Origin of the sequence: Pantoea sp. JGM49, assembly GCF_018257655.1 — a bacterium.
In the GTDB taxonomy this organism is placed as follows: Bacteria; Pseudomonadota; Gammaproteobacteria; order Enterobacterales; family Enterobacteriaceae; genus Pantoea; species Pantoea communis.
The window spans coordinates 24,002-39,138 of sequence record NZ_JAERJM010000006.1 but is presented as its reverse complement, the minus strand read 5'-3'; the positions used below and the strand labels follow the sequence as shown (position 1 = coordinate 39,138).

Annotated in this window: 17 protein-coding genes and 1 riboswitch; of the genes, 10 read left to right on the top strand and 7 right to left on the bottom strand. The window is 55.7% G+C overall.

The genetic code is table 11. The annotated features are described in order from the left end of the window. Window positions 1-2: 2 nt before the first annotated feature. Both JK231_RS12065 and mdcH read left to right on the top strand, forming a co-directional pair. Window positions 3-611, top strand: coding sequence for a malonate decarboxylase holo-ACP synthase (locus JK231_RS12065; RefSeq protein ID WP_211728654.1), 609 nt, complete (start codon window positions 3-5; stop codon window positions 609-611). Next, a complete protein-coding gene (gene mdcH / locus JK231_RS12060) occupies window positions 608-1,507 on the top strand; it encodes a malonate decarboxylase subunit epsilon (protein WP_211728653.1) in 900 nt (299 codons plus the stop codon). The genes JK231_RS12065 and mdcH overlap by 4 nt, the downstream gene beginning before the upstream one ends. On the opposite strand, the gene JK231_RS12055 is transcribed toward mdcH, so the two are convergent. The 7 genes from JK231_RS12055 to JK231_RS12025 form a co-directional block, all read right to left on the bottom strand. Then, window positions 1,489-2,436 carry a LysR family transcriptional regulator gene (locus JK231_RS12055; protein ID WP_097118803.1) on the bottom strand — a complete coding sequence of 316 codons (948 nt, stop codon included), beginning with the start codon at window positions 2,434-2,436 and terminating at the stop codon, window positions 1,489-1,491. The genes mdcH and JK231_RS12055 overlap by 19 nt on opposite strands. Window positions 2,437-2,533: 97 nt before the next feature. Further along, a complete protein-coding gene (locus JK231_RS12050) occupies window positions 2,534-3,907 on the bottom strand; it encodes a Fic family protein (RefSeq protein ID WP_211728652.1) in 1,374 nt (457 codons plus the stop codon). A gap of 256 nt (window positions 3,908-4,163) precedes the next feature. Further along, window positions 4,164-5,009, bottom strand: a complete 846-nt coding sequence (locus JK231_RS12045) for a metal ABC transporter permease (protein WP_097118804.1) — start codon at window positions 5,007-5,009, stop codon at window positions 4,164-4,166. After that, window positions 5,002-5,865, bottom strand: coding sequence for an iron/manganese ABC transporter permease subunit SitC (sitC, locus tag JK231_RS12040; RefSeq protein ID WP_211728651.1), 864 nt, complete (start codon window positions 5,863-5,865; stop codon window positions 5,002-5,004). Before sitC ends, JK231_RS12045 begins: the two co-directional genes overlap by 8 nt. Beyond that, entirely contained in the window at window positions 5,849-6,634 is a 786-nt protein-coding gene (locus JK231_RS12035) for a manganese/iron ABC transporter ATP-binding protein (protein ID WP_211728650.1), read from the bottom strand. Before JK231_RS12035 ends, sitC begins: the two co-directional genes overlap by 17 nt. After that, entirely contained in the window at window positions 6,631-7,500 is an 870-nt protein-coding gene (locus tag JK231_RS12030) for a metal ABC transporter substrate-binding protein (RefSeq protein ID WP_249221708.1), read from the bottom strand. The genes JK231_RS12035 and JK231_RS12030 overlap by 4 nt, the downstream gene beginning before the upstream one ends. 276 nt (window positions 7,501-7,776) lie before the next feature. Then, the gene (locus JK231_RS12025) at window positions 7,777-8,214 is read right to left on the bottom strand and encodes a 6,7-dimethyl-8-ribityllumazine synthase (RefSeq protein WP_034830445.1); all 438 of its coding nucleotides are present in this window, start codon (window positions 8,212-8,214) and stop codon (window positions 7,777-7,779) included. Window positions 8,215-8,391: 177 nt separating this feature from the next. Continuing rightward, window positions 8,392-8,511: riboswitch (TPP riboswitch) on the top strand. A gap of 115 nt (window positions 8,512-8,626) precedes the next feature. On the opposite strand from JK231_RS12025, the gene JK231_RS12020 reads away from it, so the two are divergent. The 8 genes from JK231_RS12020 (at window position 8,627) to fepB (ending at window position 15,107) form a co-directional block, all read left to right on the top strand. Next, entirely contained in the window at window positions 8,627-9,571 is a 945-nt protein-coding gene (locus JK231_RS12020; RefSeq protein ID WP_211728648.1) for an FAD-dependent oxidoreductase, read from the top strand. Continuing rightward, the gene (gene thiS, locus JK231_RS12015) at window positions 9,555-9,752 is read left to right on the top strand and encodes a sulfur carrier protein ThiS (RefSeq protein WP_034830370.1); all 198 of its coding nucleotides are present in this window, start codon (window positions 9,555-9,557) and stop codon (window positions 9,750-9,752) included. The genes JK231_RS12020 and thiS overlap by 17 nt, the downstream gene beginning before the upstream one ends. 3 nt (window positions 9,753-9,755) lie before the next feature. Further along, window positions 9,756-10,514 (top strand): thiazole synthase, encoded by a 759-nt coding sequence (locus JK231_RS12010; protein ID WP_097118810.1) that lies wholly within the window; start codon window positions 9,756-9,758, stop codon window positions 10,512-10,514. A 9-nt stretch (window positions 10,515-10,523) separates the two neighbouring features. Next, window positions 10,524-11,489: a HesA/MoeB/ThiF family protein gene (locus JK231_RS12005; protein ID WP_211728647.1), complete on the top strand. Its 966-nt coding sequence runs from the start codon at window positions 10,524-10,526 to the stop codon at window positions 11,487-11,489. Continuing rightward, on the top strand, window positions 11,486-12,199 hold the full coding sequence (locus JK231_RS12000) for an ABC transporter ATP-binding protein (RefSeq protein ID WP_097118812.1): 714 nt from the start codon (window positions 11,486-11,488) through the stop codon (window positions 12,197-12,199). The genes JK231_RS12005 and JK231_RS12000 overlap by 4 nt, the downstream gene beginning before the upstream one ends. Next, a complete protein-coding gene (locus JK231_RS11995; RefSeq protein ID WP_211728646.1) occupies window positions 12,183-12,917 on the top strand; it encodes an ABC transporter permease in 735 nt (244 codons plus the stop codon). Before JK231_RS12000 ends, JK231_RS11995 begins: the two co-directional genes overlap by 17 nt. 9 nt (window positions 12,918-12,926) lie before the next feature. Continuing rightward, entirely contained in the window at window positions 12,927-13,862 is a 936-nt protein-coding gene (locus JK231_RS11990) for an ABC transporter substrate-binding protein (protein ID WP_211728645.1), read from the top strand. Window positions 13,863-14,147: 285 nt separating this feature from the next. Continuing rightward, window positions 14,148-15,107 (top strand): Fe2+-enterobactin ABC transporter substrate-binding protein, encoded by a 960-nt coding sequence (gene fepB, locus JK231_RS11985; protein ID WP_249221695.1) that lies wholly within the window; start codon window positions 14,148-14,150, stop codon window positions 15,105-15,107. Window positions 15,108-15,137 lie beyond the last annotated feature (30 nt).

Genomic DNA, 15,137 nt, shown 5'->3' with positions numbered 1-15,137 from the left:
TCATGAATATCCGCCCACACGATCTGCTCTGGCTGCACGCTGATACCACGCTGCTCGACATTAAGGAAAGCTGGGTGGCGCAACAGTGGAACGCTCAGCAGCCGGTCGTGGTGCGGCGTGATGTGATGCGGCAGGATCGCATTCCGATTGGCGTGCGTGGCAGTGCACGCCATCAACGGGCGGCGGGATGGGTGCGGGAGCAGGATGTGCTGCGGATTGATACACCGGAGGGGCTACTGGCGCATGCAAGCGATTCTGTGTTTCGCGCATTACCCACGGTTGAGGCAGTGATACAACTGCATCAGCAGCGCTGGTCATGGTCGTGGGGCGTGACCGGCAGCACGGGATTCGCTCTGGCGACCGGGTTGCCGGTGCTGCATGCAACAAGCGATCTCGATCTGTTAATTCGTACACCGTTGCCGTTGCAGGCGGAGGAATTTAAGACCTGGCAGCAGCAACTTGCACGTTTACCCTGTCGTGCAGATACCCAGGTGGAAACGCCGGTGGGTGCCTTCGCGCTTAATGAGTGGCTGCGCGAGGGGCGCGTATTGCTGAAAACCGCACGCGGTCCACGCCTGACAACGCTTCCCTGGACGGAGGACATAAAATGAAAACGCTGTTCACTTTTCCGGGGCAGGGCACGCAACGGCCTGGCATGTTGCAGTCGCTGCCACGCGATAAGACCTGGCAGGTGGCGCATCAGGTGCTGGGTGATGAACTGATGCAGCTCGATTCGGCTACCGCACTGCAACATACGCGCGCAGTGCAGCTGGCGCTGCTGATTGCGGGCGTGTCGGCGGCGCGCCAGCTAATCGCCAGCGGCGTGCAGCCCGACATGGTGTGCGGTTTGTCGATTGGTGCCTATCCTGCGGCAGTTATCGCCGGTGCATTGGAGTTTGCCGATGCTCTGCAGCTGGTGGCCCTGCGCGGTGAACTGATGGAGCAGGCGTATCCGCAGGGCTATGGTTTGACGGCGATCAGTGGCTTGACGCTGGCACAAGTCGAAGCGCTAGTGGATGGGCAAACCAGCTTTATCGCCAACATCAATGCCGAAACGCAGATTGTGATAGCGGGTAGTGACAGTGCCATGGCGGCAGTGGCGCAGCAGGCGCTGGCGCAGGGGGCACAGCGAGCGCAGCGGCTGGCGATCAGCGTGCCTTCACACTGTGCACTACTAGATAGCCCCGCGCAGCAACTCAAAGCCGCTATCGATAAGGTCAGGTTGCAACGTCCACAATTCGCTTATCTCAGCGGCAGCAGCGCCCGCGTTCTCTGGCAGCCGGAACGGATTGCTGACGATCTGGCGATGAACATGGCGCGCAGCGTGCGCTGGCATGACGCGATGGTGGCGGCGAAAGAACGCGAAGTGCGTCTGGTGATTGAGATGCCGCCCGGTGAAGTGCTGACGGGCTTAACGCGCAGCGTGCAGTGTCAGGGCGAATGTATTGCCCTTGAGCGCAGCGGCGCTGAACTGGCGCTGCGTCTGTTTCAGCGGCTGGCGCGCTGAACCTTTTCCTGCAAACTCAGGGCGAACATACGCCCTTCAGCCACCAGTGCCAGCAGATTTGGATCATGTTCGCGGTTGCGCGGAAACACGATAGCGATCTGCTGTCGCATTTGATACGGCTCGGCTAAGCGGAGAAAACGCAGATCGTTTTCATACTGCTTACGCATCCTGCCCGGTACCAGCGAATAGCCCATGCCGGCCTGCACCAGACTGAGCATCGAGAAGATGTCATTCACGCGCGTGACGATGTTGGGTTCAAAACCGGCCACGTGGCAGGCTTCCTGAAAACCGGCAAAGGTGGCAAAACCTTCGGCTAGCGAGACAAAGGGTTTGTCACTGTAGCTGCGCAGATCGATATCTTCCTCGCTTTTATCATCGCCACCCGCTGGCACGGCGAGGAAGATGTCATCCTGGAACAGCGCGACCTGCTCAAAAATCTTTTCATCAATCTCGGCTTCGCTGACAGAAATGATAATCGCATCCAGCTGATTGTCTTTCAGCGCGCGCAGCAGCAAATCATTAGAACCCATGGTGAGGTTGAGTTCTAACTCGGGGCGGCGCAGTTTCATTTTCATGATCAGACGCGGCACGGTTTCCAGCGACAGAGAATATAAGGTGCCCACACGCAGATGCCCCAGACCGATACCTGCAGTGCGTCGTGTTTCATCAATGCCCTGACTCAGCGTGGCCAGCGCTTCCCGGCTGTATTCCAGAAGCGTCGTAGCGGCGGGCAGTGCCACCAGGTTGCGGCCTTTATGTTCAAACAGCGGACAACGCAAACTCTCTTCCAACGTGTGCAGCGCACGATGCACGCTCACGGTGCTGATCCCCAGCGTTTCTGCCGCTCTGGCGAGGTTTTCCGTTTCCATGTAACAGCTGAAAATCAGCAGCTTGCGGATGGTGAGATCATTGTCGAGGGTGAGTTTCATGCCGGTTTCATATCGTCATCAGAGAGGGCACTATAACGTTAAGCCGCGATGCGGGTTAGCCAAAAACGGGTATGTACGATGTATGTCGGCCTCACTACTAACATGGCCGCCCCTGACGGATCCACTGCTCCGTTAGCGATATTGATAGACGATACCGGGCACAATTTAACGTACTCAATATGCGTAGCTCGTTCTGTAAAAGCTGCATGAATCGCTCTTTGTCATCAGGATCAAGTTCAATCACCTGCATCGCAGACTCAATATTCTGACCCTCTGCAACGATTAAGCGAATAGTGGTGTTTAAATCTTCCCGGTGACGAAGTCTAAACGGGTCCGGAACGCCCATAGCTTCCAGTGTGACGGCATAGCGTTTGATTGAACGACGATATAAATGTTCGAACAACTCAACGGCTAAAGTCACGTCACGTTTTTCATAGATTCCCATCATCGCGTAGGCATAGCTTGTGACATCAGCATCAAGAAAGGAGAGTGGAGCACTATTGTAGATCATGAGTGGAATATTTGCGGCCAGCCTGCTGGTTCTTTTATTCCCGTCTTCAAAGGGTTGCAGATAAGCGATATTGACCCACAGGAAAAAGGCTGACTCCACAGGATTATTAATCAGCCGTGATTTTTTGATAATGATGTCGAACATTTCTTGTAACAGGAACGGTGCCTGTAGTGGAGTGTAGGTCGTTCCCGAAATATTCACGATTTTGCGTCTGATCGCTCCCAACTCGTCAGGATTTGACAATAAATCATGCATCAATAAAGCATGTAAGTTGCTGATTACCGGCCCAGTTAATCCAGATTCAGGGACTGCATCGACCAAAAACTCTATTGCCTGTTTATGATTAAGCAGCATGACGGCATCTAAATCATTTGATGCCGCGCCACTTTTGAATAGTTCTTCGGTGGCCAGCAATGAATATCGGTTTCCTTCAAGTTGAGAAGATGACCAGGACAAATCAATGAGCAATTGCTCCAGAACTTTTCGCGCGTAGGTACCTGCGGGTTGTTGCCCTGCCATTTTTCCTTCATTCATCAAGGCCAGGGCTAGCGTCTGAGGCAGTAGGAACGTTTCGTTCGGAATATAATTGTCCACGAAGCTTCGGTCATACCCGGAAATATCCCTGACTGACAGAGGTAAATTTAGATATTGATGCAATGATTGAGCTGTAGTGAGGGAAGAGGAATGATATTCAGGGGTTTTCTCCGTCACCGATGAACCGTATTGGGGTAGCTTGTTCAAGGGCGCCAGCGCGGTATACCGAGTCCCCCGTCCTACGCCGTGCCGGGTAATTTTGCTTTGACCAAGCAAAACCTCGATATGCCGTTTGATCGTAGAACGACCCACACCAAGACGGCCCGCGAGGTCACCGGAACTAAGCGAAGACTCGGCACTTGCGATAGTTGAGAGAATTTGGTGTTGAAGGTTTGAAAGATCATCTGGGGAGGTTGGCTGGATCAAAATCGTATGCCTCTGGGATTAGCTTAAAATCCATAAATCAGAAATCTACCTGGCCCGTGCTTTGCACTCGCTGAAAGCTTAAGACCAGGTAGATTTGTGGCCCATATTGAACGTTAATGGCCCACGGCATCATAATTTATGGCCCACCCCGAACATTTACGGCCCATTGTAAATATTTTACAGCCCATTTCACTCATTATCGGCCCAATAAATTAAATTTATGGCCCAATCTTGAAATTTGCGGCCCGGAATCACTTTATTTGATAGCCGCTAAGCCGCGACCATTCGCTCTCTCGCGCCAGCTCACACTCTCAAACGTCACCACAAATAACAGGCTATACAGCACCACGATGGTGGGGCCCGGCGCGCTATCGAGGAAGAAGGACGCGTACACTCCGCAAAATCCAGTCAGGATGGCAATCAGCGCCGCCAGCAGCATGACCTGTAAGAATCGCCGCGCCAATAGCAGTGCGATCGCTCCTGGCGCGATCAGCATGGCGATAGACAAAATCACTCCCACCGATTTCAGCGCGGCAACGATGGTCAGCGCAATCAAACACAGCAGCCCGTAATGCATCACATTAGTGTTGATGCCACAGGCGCGCGCCTGTTGTGGGTCAAAGGCATGCAGCAACAAATCGCGCCATTTCACACTTAGCACCAGCACCACCAGCAGCGCAATGGCGGCGGTTTGTGCGATATCCGCCCAGCCAATACCCAGCATATCGCCGAACAGAATGTGGTCGAGATGGACTTCCGGTTTCAGTTTTAGGTAGAGCACCAGTCCGGCACCAAACATCCCCGAAAACACAATGCCCATCACGGTATCAGGCTTGATGCGGCTATTCTGGCTGATAAAACCGGTGGCGAGTGCACACAGCATGCCTGCGATAAAAGCGCCAATCGCGAAAGGAAGGCCGATCCACCACGCCAGCACCACGCCGGGAAATACCGCGTGACTCATGGCATCGCCGAGCAGTGACCAGCCTTTTAACACTAAAAATGCGGACAGCATGGCGCACGGCAGCGACAAAATCAGCGTGATGATCAGCGCCATATTCATAAATTCGAATTCGAAAGGACTCAGCAGTATTTCAATCATTGAGGTTGATCTCCTGCGCCAGACGAGCGCGTCGCCGGGCCGCCAGCACGCCATGTTTAGGCGCAAAGACGAACGCCAACAGGAACACCAGAGTCTGTGCCACCACGATCACGCCGCCAGTGGCACCATCAAGGAAATAGCTGCTCCACGCGCCAAGGAAGCTAGTGATGCTGCCGATAGCCACGGCAATCATCAACAAACGCGGGAAGCGATCGGTGAGCAGATAAGCGGTGGCGCCGGGTGTCACCACCAGACAAATCACCATAAAGGCGCCAACGGTTTGCAATGCGGCGACGGTGGAGGCAGCGAGCAGGGTAAAGAACAGGATCTTTAAGCCGGTGGTATTCAGCCCAAGTGAGCGCGCGTGGCTTTCATCAAAGAACGTCACCATCAAATCTTTCCACTTAAGCAGCAATAACGTCAGCGTCACCACGCCGATGGTGCCGAGCTGCCAGATATCGGCGGGCGCCACCGCGAGGATGTTGCCCAGTACGATGGTTTGAATATTGACCGACGTCGGATTGAGCGACATCAGAAAGAGCCCGATGCCGAAGAAGGAGGAGAAGATCAGTCCGATGATCGCATCCTCTTTCAGGCGCGTGCGCTGGTTAAGGAATAGCATGCTGCCTGCCGCCAGTCCGCCGGAGAGAAAGGCACCGAGTGAGAAGGGCAACCCCAGCATGTACGCGCCAGCTACGCCCGGCACTATCGAATGTGACAGCGCATCACCAATCAGCGACCAGCCTTTCAGCATCAGAAAGCAGGAAAGAAACGCGCAAATCGCCCCGACCAGCGCGGCGATCCACATCGCATTCAGCATGTATTGATAGCCAAACGGCTCAATAATCCACGACATGATCCGCCCCCGGTTGCGCGGCTATCTTCTGCAACAGTGCGGCATTGCGCTGCTGTACCTCACCGTCAAAGGTGCGTGCCAGATTGGCGGCGGTAAAGGTGTCGCGCAGCTCGCCGCTGGCTAGTACGGTGTTTTTCACCAGCACGCAGCGGTCGCAGTAATCAGGAATGGTGTTGAGGTCGTGCGTGGAGACCAGCATGGTGCGGCCCTCATCGCGCAGCTCCTGCAACAGGGCGATGATCGCCGCTTCAGTTTTGACATCGACGCCGGTGAAAGGCTCATCCAGCAGGATGATTTGCCCACTCTGAGCCAGCGCACGTGCCAGGAAGACACGTTTTTTCTGCCCGCCGGAGAGTTCACCAATCTGACGATGGCGGTAATCACTTATCCCAACGCGTGCCAGCGCCTCATCCACGCGGCGTTTGTCCTCCGCACGCGGGATACGCAGCATGTTCATATAGCCGTAGCGGCCCATCATCACCACATCTTCCACCAGCACCGGGAAGCTCCAGTCCACTTCTTCCGACTGTGGCACATAGGAGACGATATTGTCTTTCAGCGCACGCTTCGCGGACATCTCTGCCAGCGTGACCTGACCCGTCGAAAGCGGCACGAAGCCCATAATCGCCTTAAACAGTGTGGATTTCCCGGAGCCGTTGACGCCCACCAGCGCGGCGATGCTGCCCGCTGGCACGGAGAAAGATGCCTGACGCAGCGCAGTGTGACCGTTGCGGTAGGTGACGCTAACATCCTGCACGTTTAGGGTCATTTTTGGCTCCCGGCGGTGATGCCTTTGGCTACGGTATCGGTGGTCACGCGCAGCAGATCAAGGTAGGTCGGAACCGGCCCGTCACTGTTGCTGAGAGAGTCAACATACAGCACGCCGCCGAAGTGAATACCCGCTTCACGCGCGACCTGTTGGGCCGGTTTGGCGGAGATGGTGCTTTCGCTGAAGATAGTCGGGATGTGGTTGGCTCTCACCGCATCAATCACTTTGCGCACCTGTTGCGGTGTGCCTTGCTGATCGGCATTGATCGGCCAGAGATAAAGTTCTTTCAGACCCAAATCACGTGCCAGATAGGAAAAAGCGCCCTCACTGGTCACCAGCCAGCGCTGGTTTTCCGGCAGTTTTTCAATCTCCGCGCGCATCGGCGCCAGGGTTTGCTGGATTTGCGTTTTATAGCGATCCGCATTGGCCTGATAAACGGCGGCATTGGCAGGATCGTATCTTTGCAGTGCGTTACGGATGTTATCGACGTAAATCAGCGCATTGTCTGGAGACATCCAGGCATGCGGGTTGGGTTTGCCGTTGTAGGGGCCTTCGGTGATGCCCAGGGGTTCAATGCCTTCTGTCACCGTAACTTCCGGCACGCTTTTCAGGCGCTGGTAGAAGCGGCTAAACCACAGTTCCAGATTAAAACCGTTTACCAGGATTAAATCGGCACCCTGCGCGCGACGAATATCGCCGGGGGTTGGTTGGTATTCATGGATCTCCGCACCGGGCTTGGTGATGGATGTCACTTCGGCGGCATCACCTGCGACGTTCTTTGCCATGTCTGCGATCACCGTGAAAGTAGTGACCACTTTGAGTTTGTCGGCAGCAAACGCCGAAGTGCTCATCGCGAGCGTAAGCATCACAACCGATACAACGTGCCTGATCAACATAATCATCCCCTGAGAATTATAGCCTGTGCTATACATTATAGTGAATGCTATGAATGTGAAGTGTTTTTGTACACCTTTTGCTGTTTACGACAAAAATTTACGTAAGTTGAAGTAGCCGAGGAGAATAAAGAAAGTGGCTTATGCGATTTTTGAAATAACGTAGAACATATTGTTCTTAAGGGCAGGGAGGTATTATTGAGAGCAAGAACACTTCACCACGAATAATGAAGTGTTCCTGAGAGGGAATTAATCGATCGACAAATTATGAATCGCCAGCGCAGCACGCGCGGCCTCTTTGCCTTTCTTAATAAAATGTTCGGTATAGAAGTTTTCCAGCACATCGACCGGCTGGAAATTGTGCGGCGTCAGTGAGACAGAGAATACTGGCACATTGGTGGTCAGCTGAACGTTCATCAGGCCATCAACCACGGCTGCAGCAACGAAATCGTGACGATAGATACCGCCATCCACCACCAGCGCAGCCGCTACAATCGCGTCGTATTTACCGGTTTCCGCTAAGCGTTTTGCCAGCAGCGGCATTTCAAATGCGCCCGGCACTTCCAGCACTTTTAATTCCGCTTCAACGTTCTGTGCTTTTAATTCTTGCTCAAAACCCACCAAAGCATTATGCACAATCTCTTTGTGCCAACCGGCTTTAATAAAGGCAATTCTAATATTTTTCATAATGAGTCCAACATCACCTGTAATTTCTTTGCGCTTGAAAAGTAGCAATAATGCCTTTGTATACCATATGTTACGTTTTCGATCCAGAACGTGCACGTAGCGATAAATGCCATGCGATGATGTGATGGCTGTCTGCGGCAATCCGTGCTTGACGGCGACCTGCACCTGCAATACAAATAGACGCGTCGGGGGAGTCTCGCCAGAGAGACTGAGAGGCTAAAAGCGCAATGCGCGGCTTAGCGACCCTTTGAACCTGACCCAGTTGATACTGGCGTAGGAAGACTGACAGCACCGCTCAGGTGTTGTCTGGCGCAGAGGATCGCTCGCGCCCTTTCCCTCCTCCTGTATCTGCGGGTCTCAGTCAACACTGAGAGGCCGATGTGAATTCCCTTTATATCCCGGATAACCTGCTGTGAGCCGCTGGACGGTATTAGGCTGCGGCGTGGCTGGTCTCTGCGTGGCGACGCTGCTGGCTGAACGCGGCGAAGAGGTCGACGTCATTGGCGACGACTCCCGCCAGCCTGCTTCCTGGTTTGCTGGCGGCATGCTTGCACCCTGGTGCGAATCCGAAAGTGCACCGCAGGAAGTGATCTCTCTCGGTCAACACGCTGCTGGCTGGTGGCAACAGCGTGTCAGCAGCGTGGCACATCAGGGAACGCTGGTGGTAGCGCCACCGCGCGATAGCCAGGAACTGACTCGCTTCGCACGCATGACCGAACAGCACCAATGGGTCGATCCCGGTGAGCTTGAACCTCTGCTGGCCGGGCGTTTTGCGCGTGGGCTGTTTTTTGCCAAGGAGGCGCATCTCGACCCGCGCCTGGCGCTCACCGAAATGCGCGAAAAGCTGTTACAGCGCGGCGTGCGTTTTGATGCACAACACCCTTCGGGTCGGGTGATTGATTGTCGTGGCATGCATGCCAAAGCCGACCTTCCGCGTCTGCGTGCGGTGCGTGGCGAGATGGTGATTCTGCACAGCGAAGAGGTGCAGTTCTCGCGTCCGATTCGTCTGTTGCATCCGCGCTTTCCGTGCTATCTGGTGCCGCGCAGTAACGGCCATTTCATGCTGGGTGCCACGATGGTGGAAAGTGACGATGACAGCGCGATCAGCGCACGCGCCTTGATGGAACTGCTCAGCGCGGCATACGCCATTCATCCTGCTCTTGCCGAAGCCCGCGTGGTGGAAAGCGGCAGCGGTTTACGTCCTGCTTATCCGGCCAATCTGCCGGAAATCCATTATCAAAACGACACTTACTATCTTAACGGCATGTATCGCCACGGTTTTCTGCTGGCGCCAATGATGGCAGAACAACTGATGCAGCGCCTTTTCGGGGAACAATCCTATGAATATTCAGCTTAACGGCCGGGCGATCCGCACTGAGGCCAGCACGCTCAGCGAATTGCTGATCGAGCAGCAAATTGATGCCGCCTGCGTTGCCAGCGCTTTCAACGGCAACTTTGTACCTAAAAGTCAGTACAGCAGCCAGCAGCTGGAAGAGGGCTGTCAGTTGGAAGTCTTGTCCCCGATGCAGGGAGGTTGAAACATGTTTTACGATTTCACTCCCCAGTCACGTTTTCTGCTTGGCACCGCGGGCTATCCATCACCGGCGATTCTGCAACAGGCCATTGCCGCCTCTGGCACGGAAATCATCACTGTGAGTTTGCGTCGTGAAGGCGCGGCGGGTGCGGCTTTTCGCGAGATGCTGACCGGGCTGGACATTCGCGTGCTACCGAATACCGCAGGCTGCCACACGGTGAAAGAGGCGGTAACCACCGCGCAGATGGCGCGCGAGCTGTTTAATACCTCGTGGATCAAACTGGAGGTAATTGGTCATGCCGACACGCTCCAACCCGATCCTTTTGCGCTGGTTGAAGCGGCACGCATCCTGTGTGCGGATGGTTTTCAGGTCTTCCCGTACACCACCGAAGATTTGATCGTCGGTGAGAAGCTGCTGGAAGCCGGTTGTGAACTGCTGATGCCGTGGGGTGCGCCGATCGGTTCCGGGCAGGGCCTGCGCAACATTGAAGGATTACGCGCGATGCGGGCATGGTTCAGCGACATCCCGTTGATAATTGATGCAGGCATCGGTGCGCCATCACAGGCCGCGCAGGCGATGGAGATGGGCTTCGATGGCATCCTGCTCAATACTGCCGTGGCGAAAGCCGGCGATCCGGTTGGCATGGCGAACGGGTTCCGTCTGGCGATTGAAGCGGGACAGGCCGCACGCAGTGCTGGTTTGATGGAGAAGCGCGATATGGCGGCAGCTTCAACACCGATCTTCGGTCTGGCGAGTTTGAGTTAAGGAGCCACCATGGATCGCTATCAACGGCAGATGATGCTGCCGGAAATCGGTGTCGAAGGTCAGCAAAAGCTGGCGGATGCGCGCGTCCTGGTGGTGGGGGCAGGCGGGTTGGGCGCTACATTACTGCCGCAGCTGGTTGGCGCAGGCGTCGGTTTTATCCGCCTGTGTGACGACGATGAAGTGGCCTTACACAATCTTCATCGCCAGACGCTGTTTACGATGCAGGACATCGGTCACAGCAAGGCAGCACGTGCGCAACAGGCGCTGTTGCAACGTAATCCCGAGGTGCAGATAGAGGTGGTGCCACGGGCTATCGGCGCCAGCGATCTGCCGCACCTCCTCACGGATATCGATCTGGTGATTGATGCCGCTGATAACTTCGCGGTGACCTATCAACTCTCCGACGCCTGTCTGGCAACGCAGATTCCTTTGATCAGTGCATCAGTATTAGGTCGTCAGGGCTACGTCGGTGGCTTCTGCGGCAGCGCGCCGAGCTATCGGGCACTGTTTCCACGCTTACCCACCTCCGCAGCCAACTGTAACACCGCAGGCGTGATGGGACCGGCAGTGGCGACTTTGGGTGCAATGCAGGCTCAGATGGCACTCAGCGTGCTGTTGGATCTGCAACCTTCACCCCTCGGCAGTGTGATCAACTGTGACTTCATCAACTGGCATATGCGCGCATTTCGTTTTGACGGCGCGGAAGAGCCAGAAAACAGCGTGCCCTTTATCGACGAGCAACTGCTGACGAAAGATGATTGCATTGTCGAGTTGCGCAGTGTGGAAGAAGCCCCCGTCAGCGTAGCGAACATCGTCGAACGCATTCTGCCGCAGGCGATAGCCGATTGGCAGCCGCCGCAGGATCGGCGCATCGTGCTGGTATGTGCCAGCGGCATTCGCGCGGCGCAGGCGGCCTCGGTGTTGGAAGCGCGAGGGTTTACCCGTCTGGCAATGTTGGCGGCAAAGCGACCATGAATCCGATCGGATTTAATGACATCACCTTTAGTTGGGGCGAACAGGCGCTGTGCCAGCAACTCAATCTGCAACTGCGCGGCGGTAAAACCACGGTGCTATTAGGGCGTAGCGGCATTGGGAAAAGCACCTTATTGCGGCTGGTGGCGGGTTTGCTGCAGCCGCAACAGGGCGAAATCAGTGGCTTACCGGGCAAAGTGGCGTGGATGGGGCAACAGGATCTGTTGTATCCGTGGCTGACGGTGCTGGAAAACGTGATGCTTTCCGCTCGGCTCAACGGTGAAAAACCGGACCGCGCGCGTGCGTTGGCGCTGCTTAAGCAGGTGAAGCTGAGTGAGGTGGCGCAAGCCTCACCGGATAAGCTTTCAGGCGGGATGCGGCAGCGTGTGGCACTGGCACGTACACTGTATGCCCAACGCGAAGTGGTGCTGATGGATGAGCCCTTCGCCACGCTGGATGTGATGACCAAACTCAGTCTGCAAACCCTGACTGCCATGCTGCTCAAGGGCAAAACGGTGCTGCTGGTTACGCACGATCCGCTTGAAGCCTGCCGTATGGCCGATGACATCGTGCTGTTGCATGGCCAGCCGTTAGCGGTTGAAAGCTGGCCGGTGCCTGCGGGTGATGCTCCCCGATCCCTTGATGATCCTCGCCTGCTACAGGCGCAGGGCGAACTCTTTTCCCGACTGAATCAAGATGAAAAAACTGTTTAGCGCGATCTATCTGATCGCGGTGCTGCTGTGTGGCTGGCTGATGGCGCGGCAGCATGGCGTGCCTGACTTTTTGCTGCCTTCGCCACTGGCGGTGTTGGAGGCATTATGGCTGCATCGCCAGCTGCTGGCGCATCACGCGCTGTTTACCCTGGCAGAGATTGTGCTGGCGCTGCTGCTGGGCGTTGGGACGGGCGTTACGCTGGCGGTCCTGATGGCAGGCAGCCAGACGCTGCGTCGCGTGCTGTTTCCGCTCGTGACCGCCAGCCAGGCGATTCCGGTGTTTGCGCTGGCGCCACTGCTGGTGTTGTGGCTGGGATTTGGCATCGCCTCCAAGGTGGTAGTCGCGGCGTTAATCGTTTTCTTCCCGCTGTGTCTGTCGCTATTTGATGGCCTGTGCCGTACGCCCTCCGGCTGGCTGGAACTGGCGGGCACGCTGAATCCTTCACGTGCGCGGATTTTCTGGCACGTGCGCTGGCCCGCAGCGCTCCCGCAGTTCTTTTCCGGTTTGCAGATGGCGGTGGTGCTGGCCCCGATTGGGGTGGTGATTGGCGAATGGGTCGGTGCCAGCAAAGGGCTGGGCTATATGATGATGCAATCCAACGCTCGGCTGGAAACGGCCACCAGCTTTGCTGCTTTGTTGCTGTTATTGATGCTGGCGCTGCTGCTCTCCGGCGGCGTCGCATTGCTGCGTAAAAAATTCCTCTGGCACTCAACATAAGGACGTCCCTTGAACACCCTACGTAACGCGATTACCGCTTTGCTGCTGCTGGCGACCACCAGCGCGCACGCCGAACAAAAAGTTCGCCTGCTGCTCGACTGGTTTGTGAACCCTAACCATGCAGCCATTTTTGCCGCGCAGTACAGCGGTGCTTTCAAGAAGGAAGGGCTTGATGTCGAGATGATCGCCCCGGCTGATTCGGCGTCGGTGCCGCTGCTGCTGGCGGCAGGCAAGGCCGATCTGGCAATCAGCTACCAGCCACAGCTTTACACGCTGGTAGAGAAGGATGTTCCGGTGATCCGCGTGGGCACGCTGATTGGTCAGCCGCTGAATACGCTGACCACCGTGTCCAGCGATATCCATTCGCTCAAAGATTTAGCGGGTAAAACGCTGGGTTACGCGGTGCCAGGATCGGAAGATGTGGCGATCCTCAATATGCTGAAATCGCAGGGCGTGGATGTCAATTCGGTGAAATTAATCAGCCTGAATATGGATTCCACTTCGGCGCTGCTGACGCACAAAATCGATGGCGCGATGACCATTTTCCGCAATTACGAGCTGATCGATTTGCAGGATAAGGGCGCGAAGCCGGTGGTGTTTAAACCCGAAGATTATGGTGTGCCCGCTTATGATGAGCTGATCATTCTGGCGAACAACAAGAGCGCGGCCCAGGACAAGCGTATTCCGGCATTCTTACGCGGTCTGGACGCGGGTGTGGTGTGGTTGCGTGCGCATCCGGAAGAAGCCTGGAAGGCGTTTATTAAGCAGTATCCTGAGCTGAACACCAAACTCAATCATCAGGCCTGGGAAGCGACATTGCCGCTGTTTGATGGGCACAGCGCCACCTTTGATAAAGCAAGGTATCAGGCGTTTGGTGAATATATGAAAGCCAACGGGCTGATCAAAGATGTGGCGCCGATGACGCGCTACTCGCTGGAGCAGTAATCGCCTTGCGGGCTGGTTAATTAGCTGGCCCGCAACACACTTTCATCCTTTATGCTCTAACCTGCAGAACGCAGAACGCAGAACGCAGAACGCAGAACGCAACCACTAGCCCATTCGGCACGACCACTCAATCTTCATCCGCACTTCAGCATCAAATTTCACCAATCACCAACCCTCAACCACTCCTCGGCAACCTTCCTCGGCCCTGGCCACCAAATCCTCTTGCACCCCATCTTTATTTTGATAATGATATCCATTCTCAATTATCAAGTAATGGATAACCTGATGCGTCTGCCCGTTCTGGCTTTACTCTTCTGCCTCATTTCCGTGTTTAACCAGGCTACCGCCGCTGAAAATTCAGCCAGCTGGCCTCGCACCATACCCACTCCGCAAGGCCCATTCACCTTACAGCAGCCACCGCAGCGCATTGTCTCTACCAGCGTGACGTTGAGCGGCACCTTACTGGCGATTAACGCGCCGCTGATTGGTTCTGGCGCCACCAGTCGTAACAGCAGCGTGTCCGATGCCCAGGGCTTCTTTACCCAGTGGGGGGAGGTCGCCAAAGCACGTCACGTCAAGCCGCTCTATGTTTCCCAGCCCAACGCGGAAGCGATAGCCGCGGAGGCACCAGACCTGATCGTTATCGCGGCGACCGGTGGGGACTCTGCGCTGAAACTCTACGATCAGCTGAAAACCATCGCGCCCGTGCTGGTGGTTGATTACGGCGATAAGAGCTGGCAGGCGCTGGCGTTGCAGTTGGGTCACATCACCGGTCACGAAGCGGAGGCGAAACAGGCAATCGCGCAGTTTGACCAACGCGTCGAGACACTGCGCAGCAGAATTACCCTGCCGCCGCAGCCGACCTCTGCGATTGTCTATTACGAAGATGGGCGCGGCATGAATGTGTGGACGCCGGCTTCGGCACAGGGAGAGTTGCTGAAAGCGTTGGGCTTCACGCTGGCGATGCCGCCTGCCAACTTGCAGGGCAGTACCAGCATGGGCAAACGCAACGACATCATCCAACTCAATGGCGAGACCATGGCGGATGGCGTCACCGGCAATACGCTGTTGCTGTTTGCCGCCGATGAAAAAACGGTGCCGCAGGTGGCGAAGAATCCCTTCCTCGCACATCTACCCGCCGTGCAGCATCACGATATTTTTTCCATGGGCAACGATACCTTCCGCCTCGATTACTACAGTGCCAGCAATATGCTCAGCAGCATTGAACGGCAGTTCGTACACTAATCGGCAGCAATATACTCAGCAGTTTAGAAC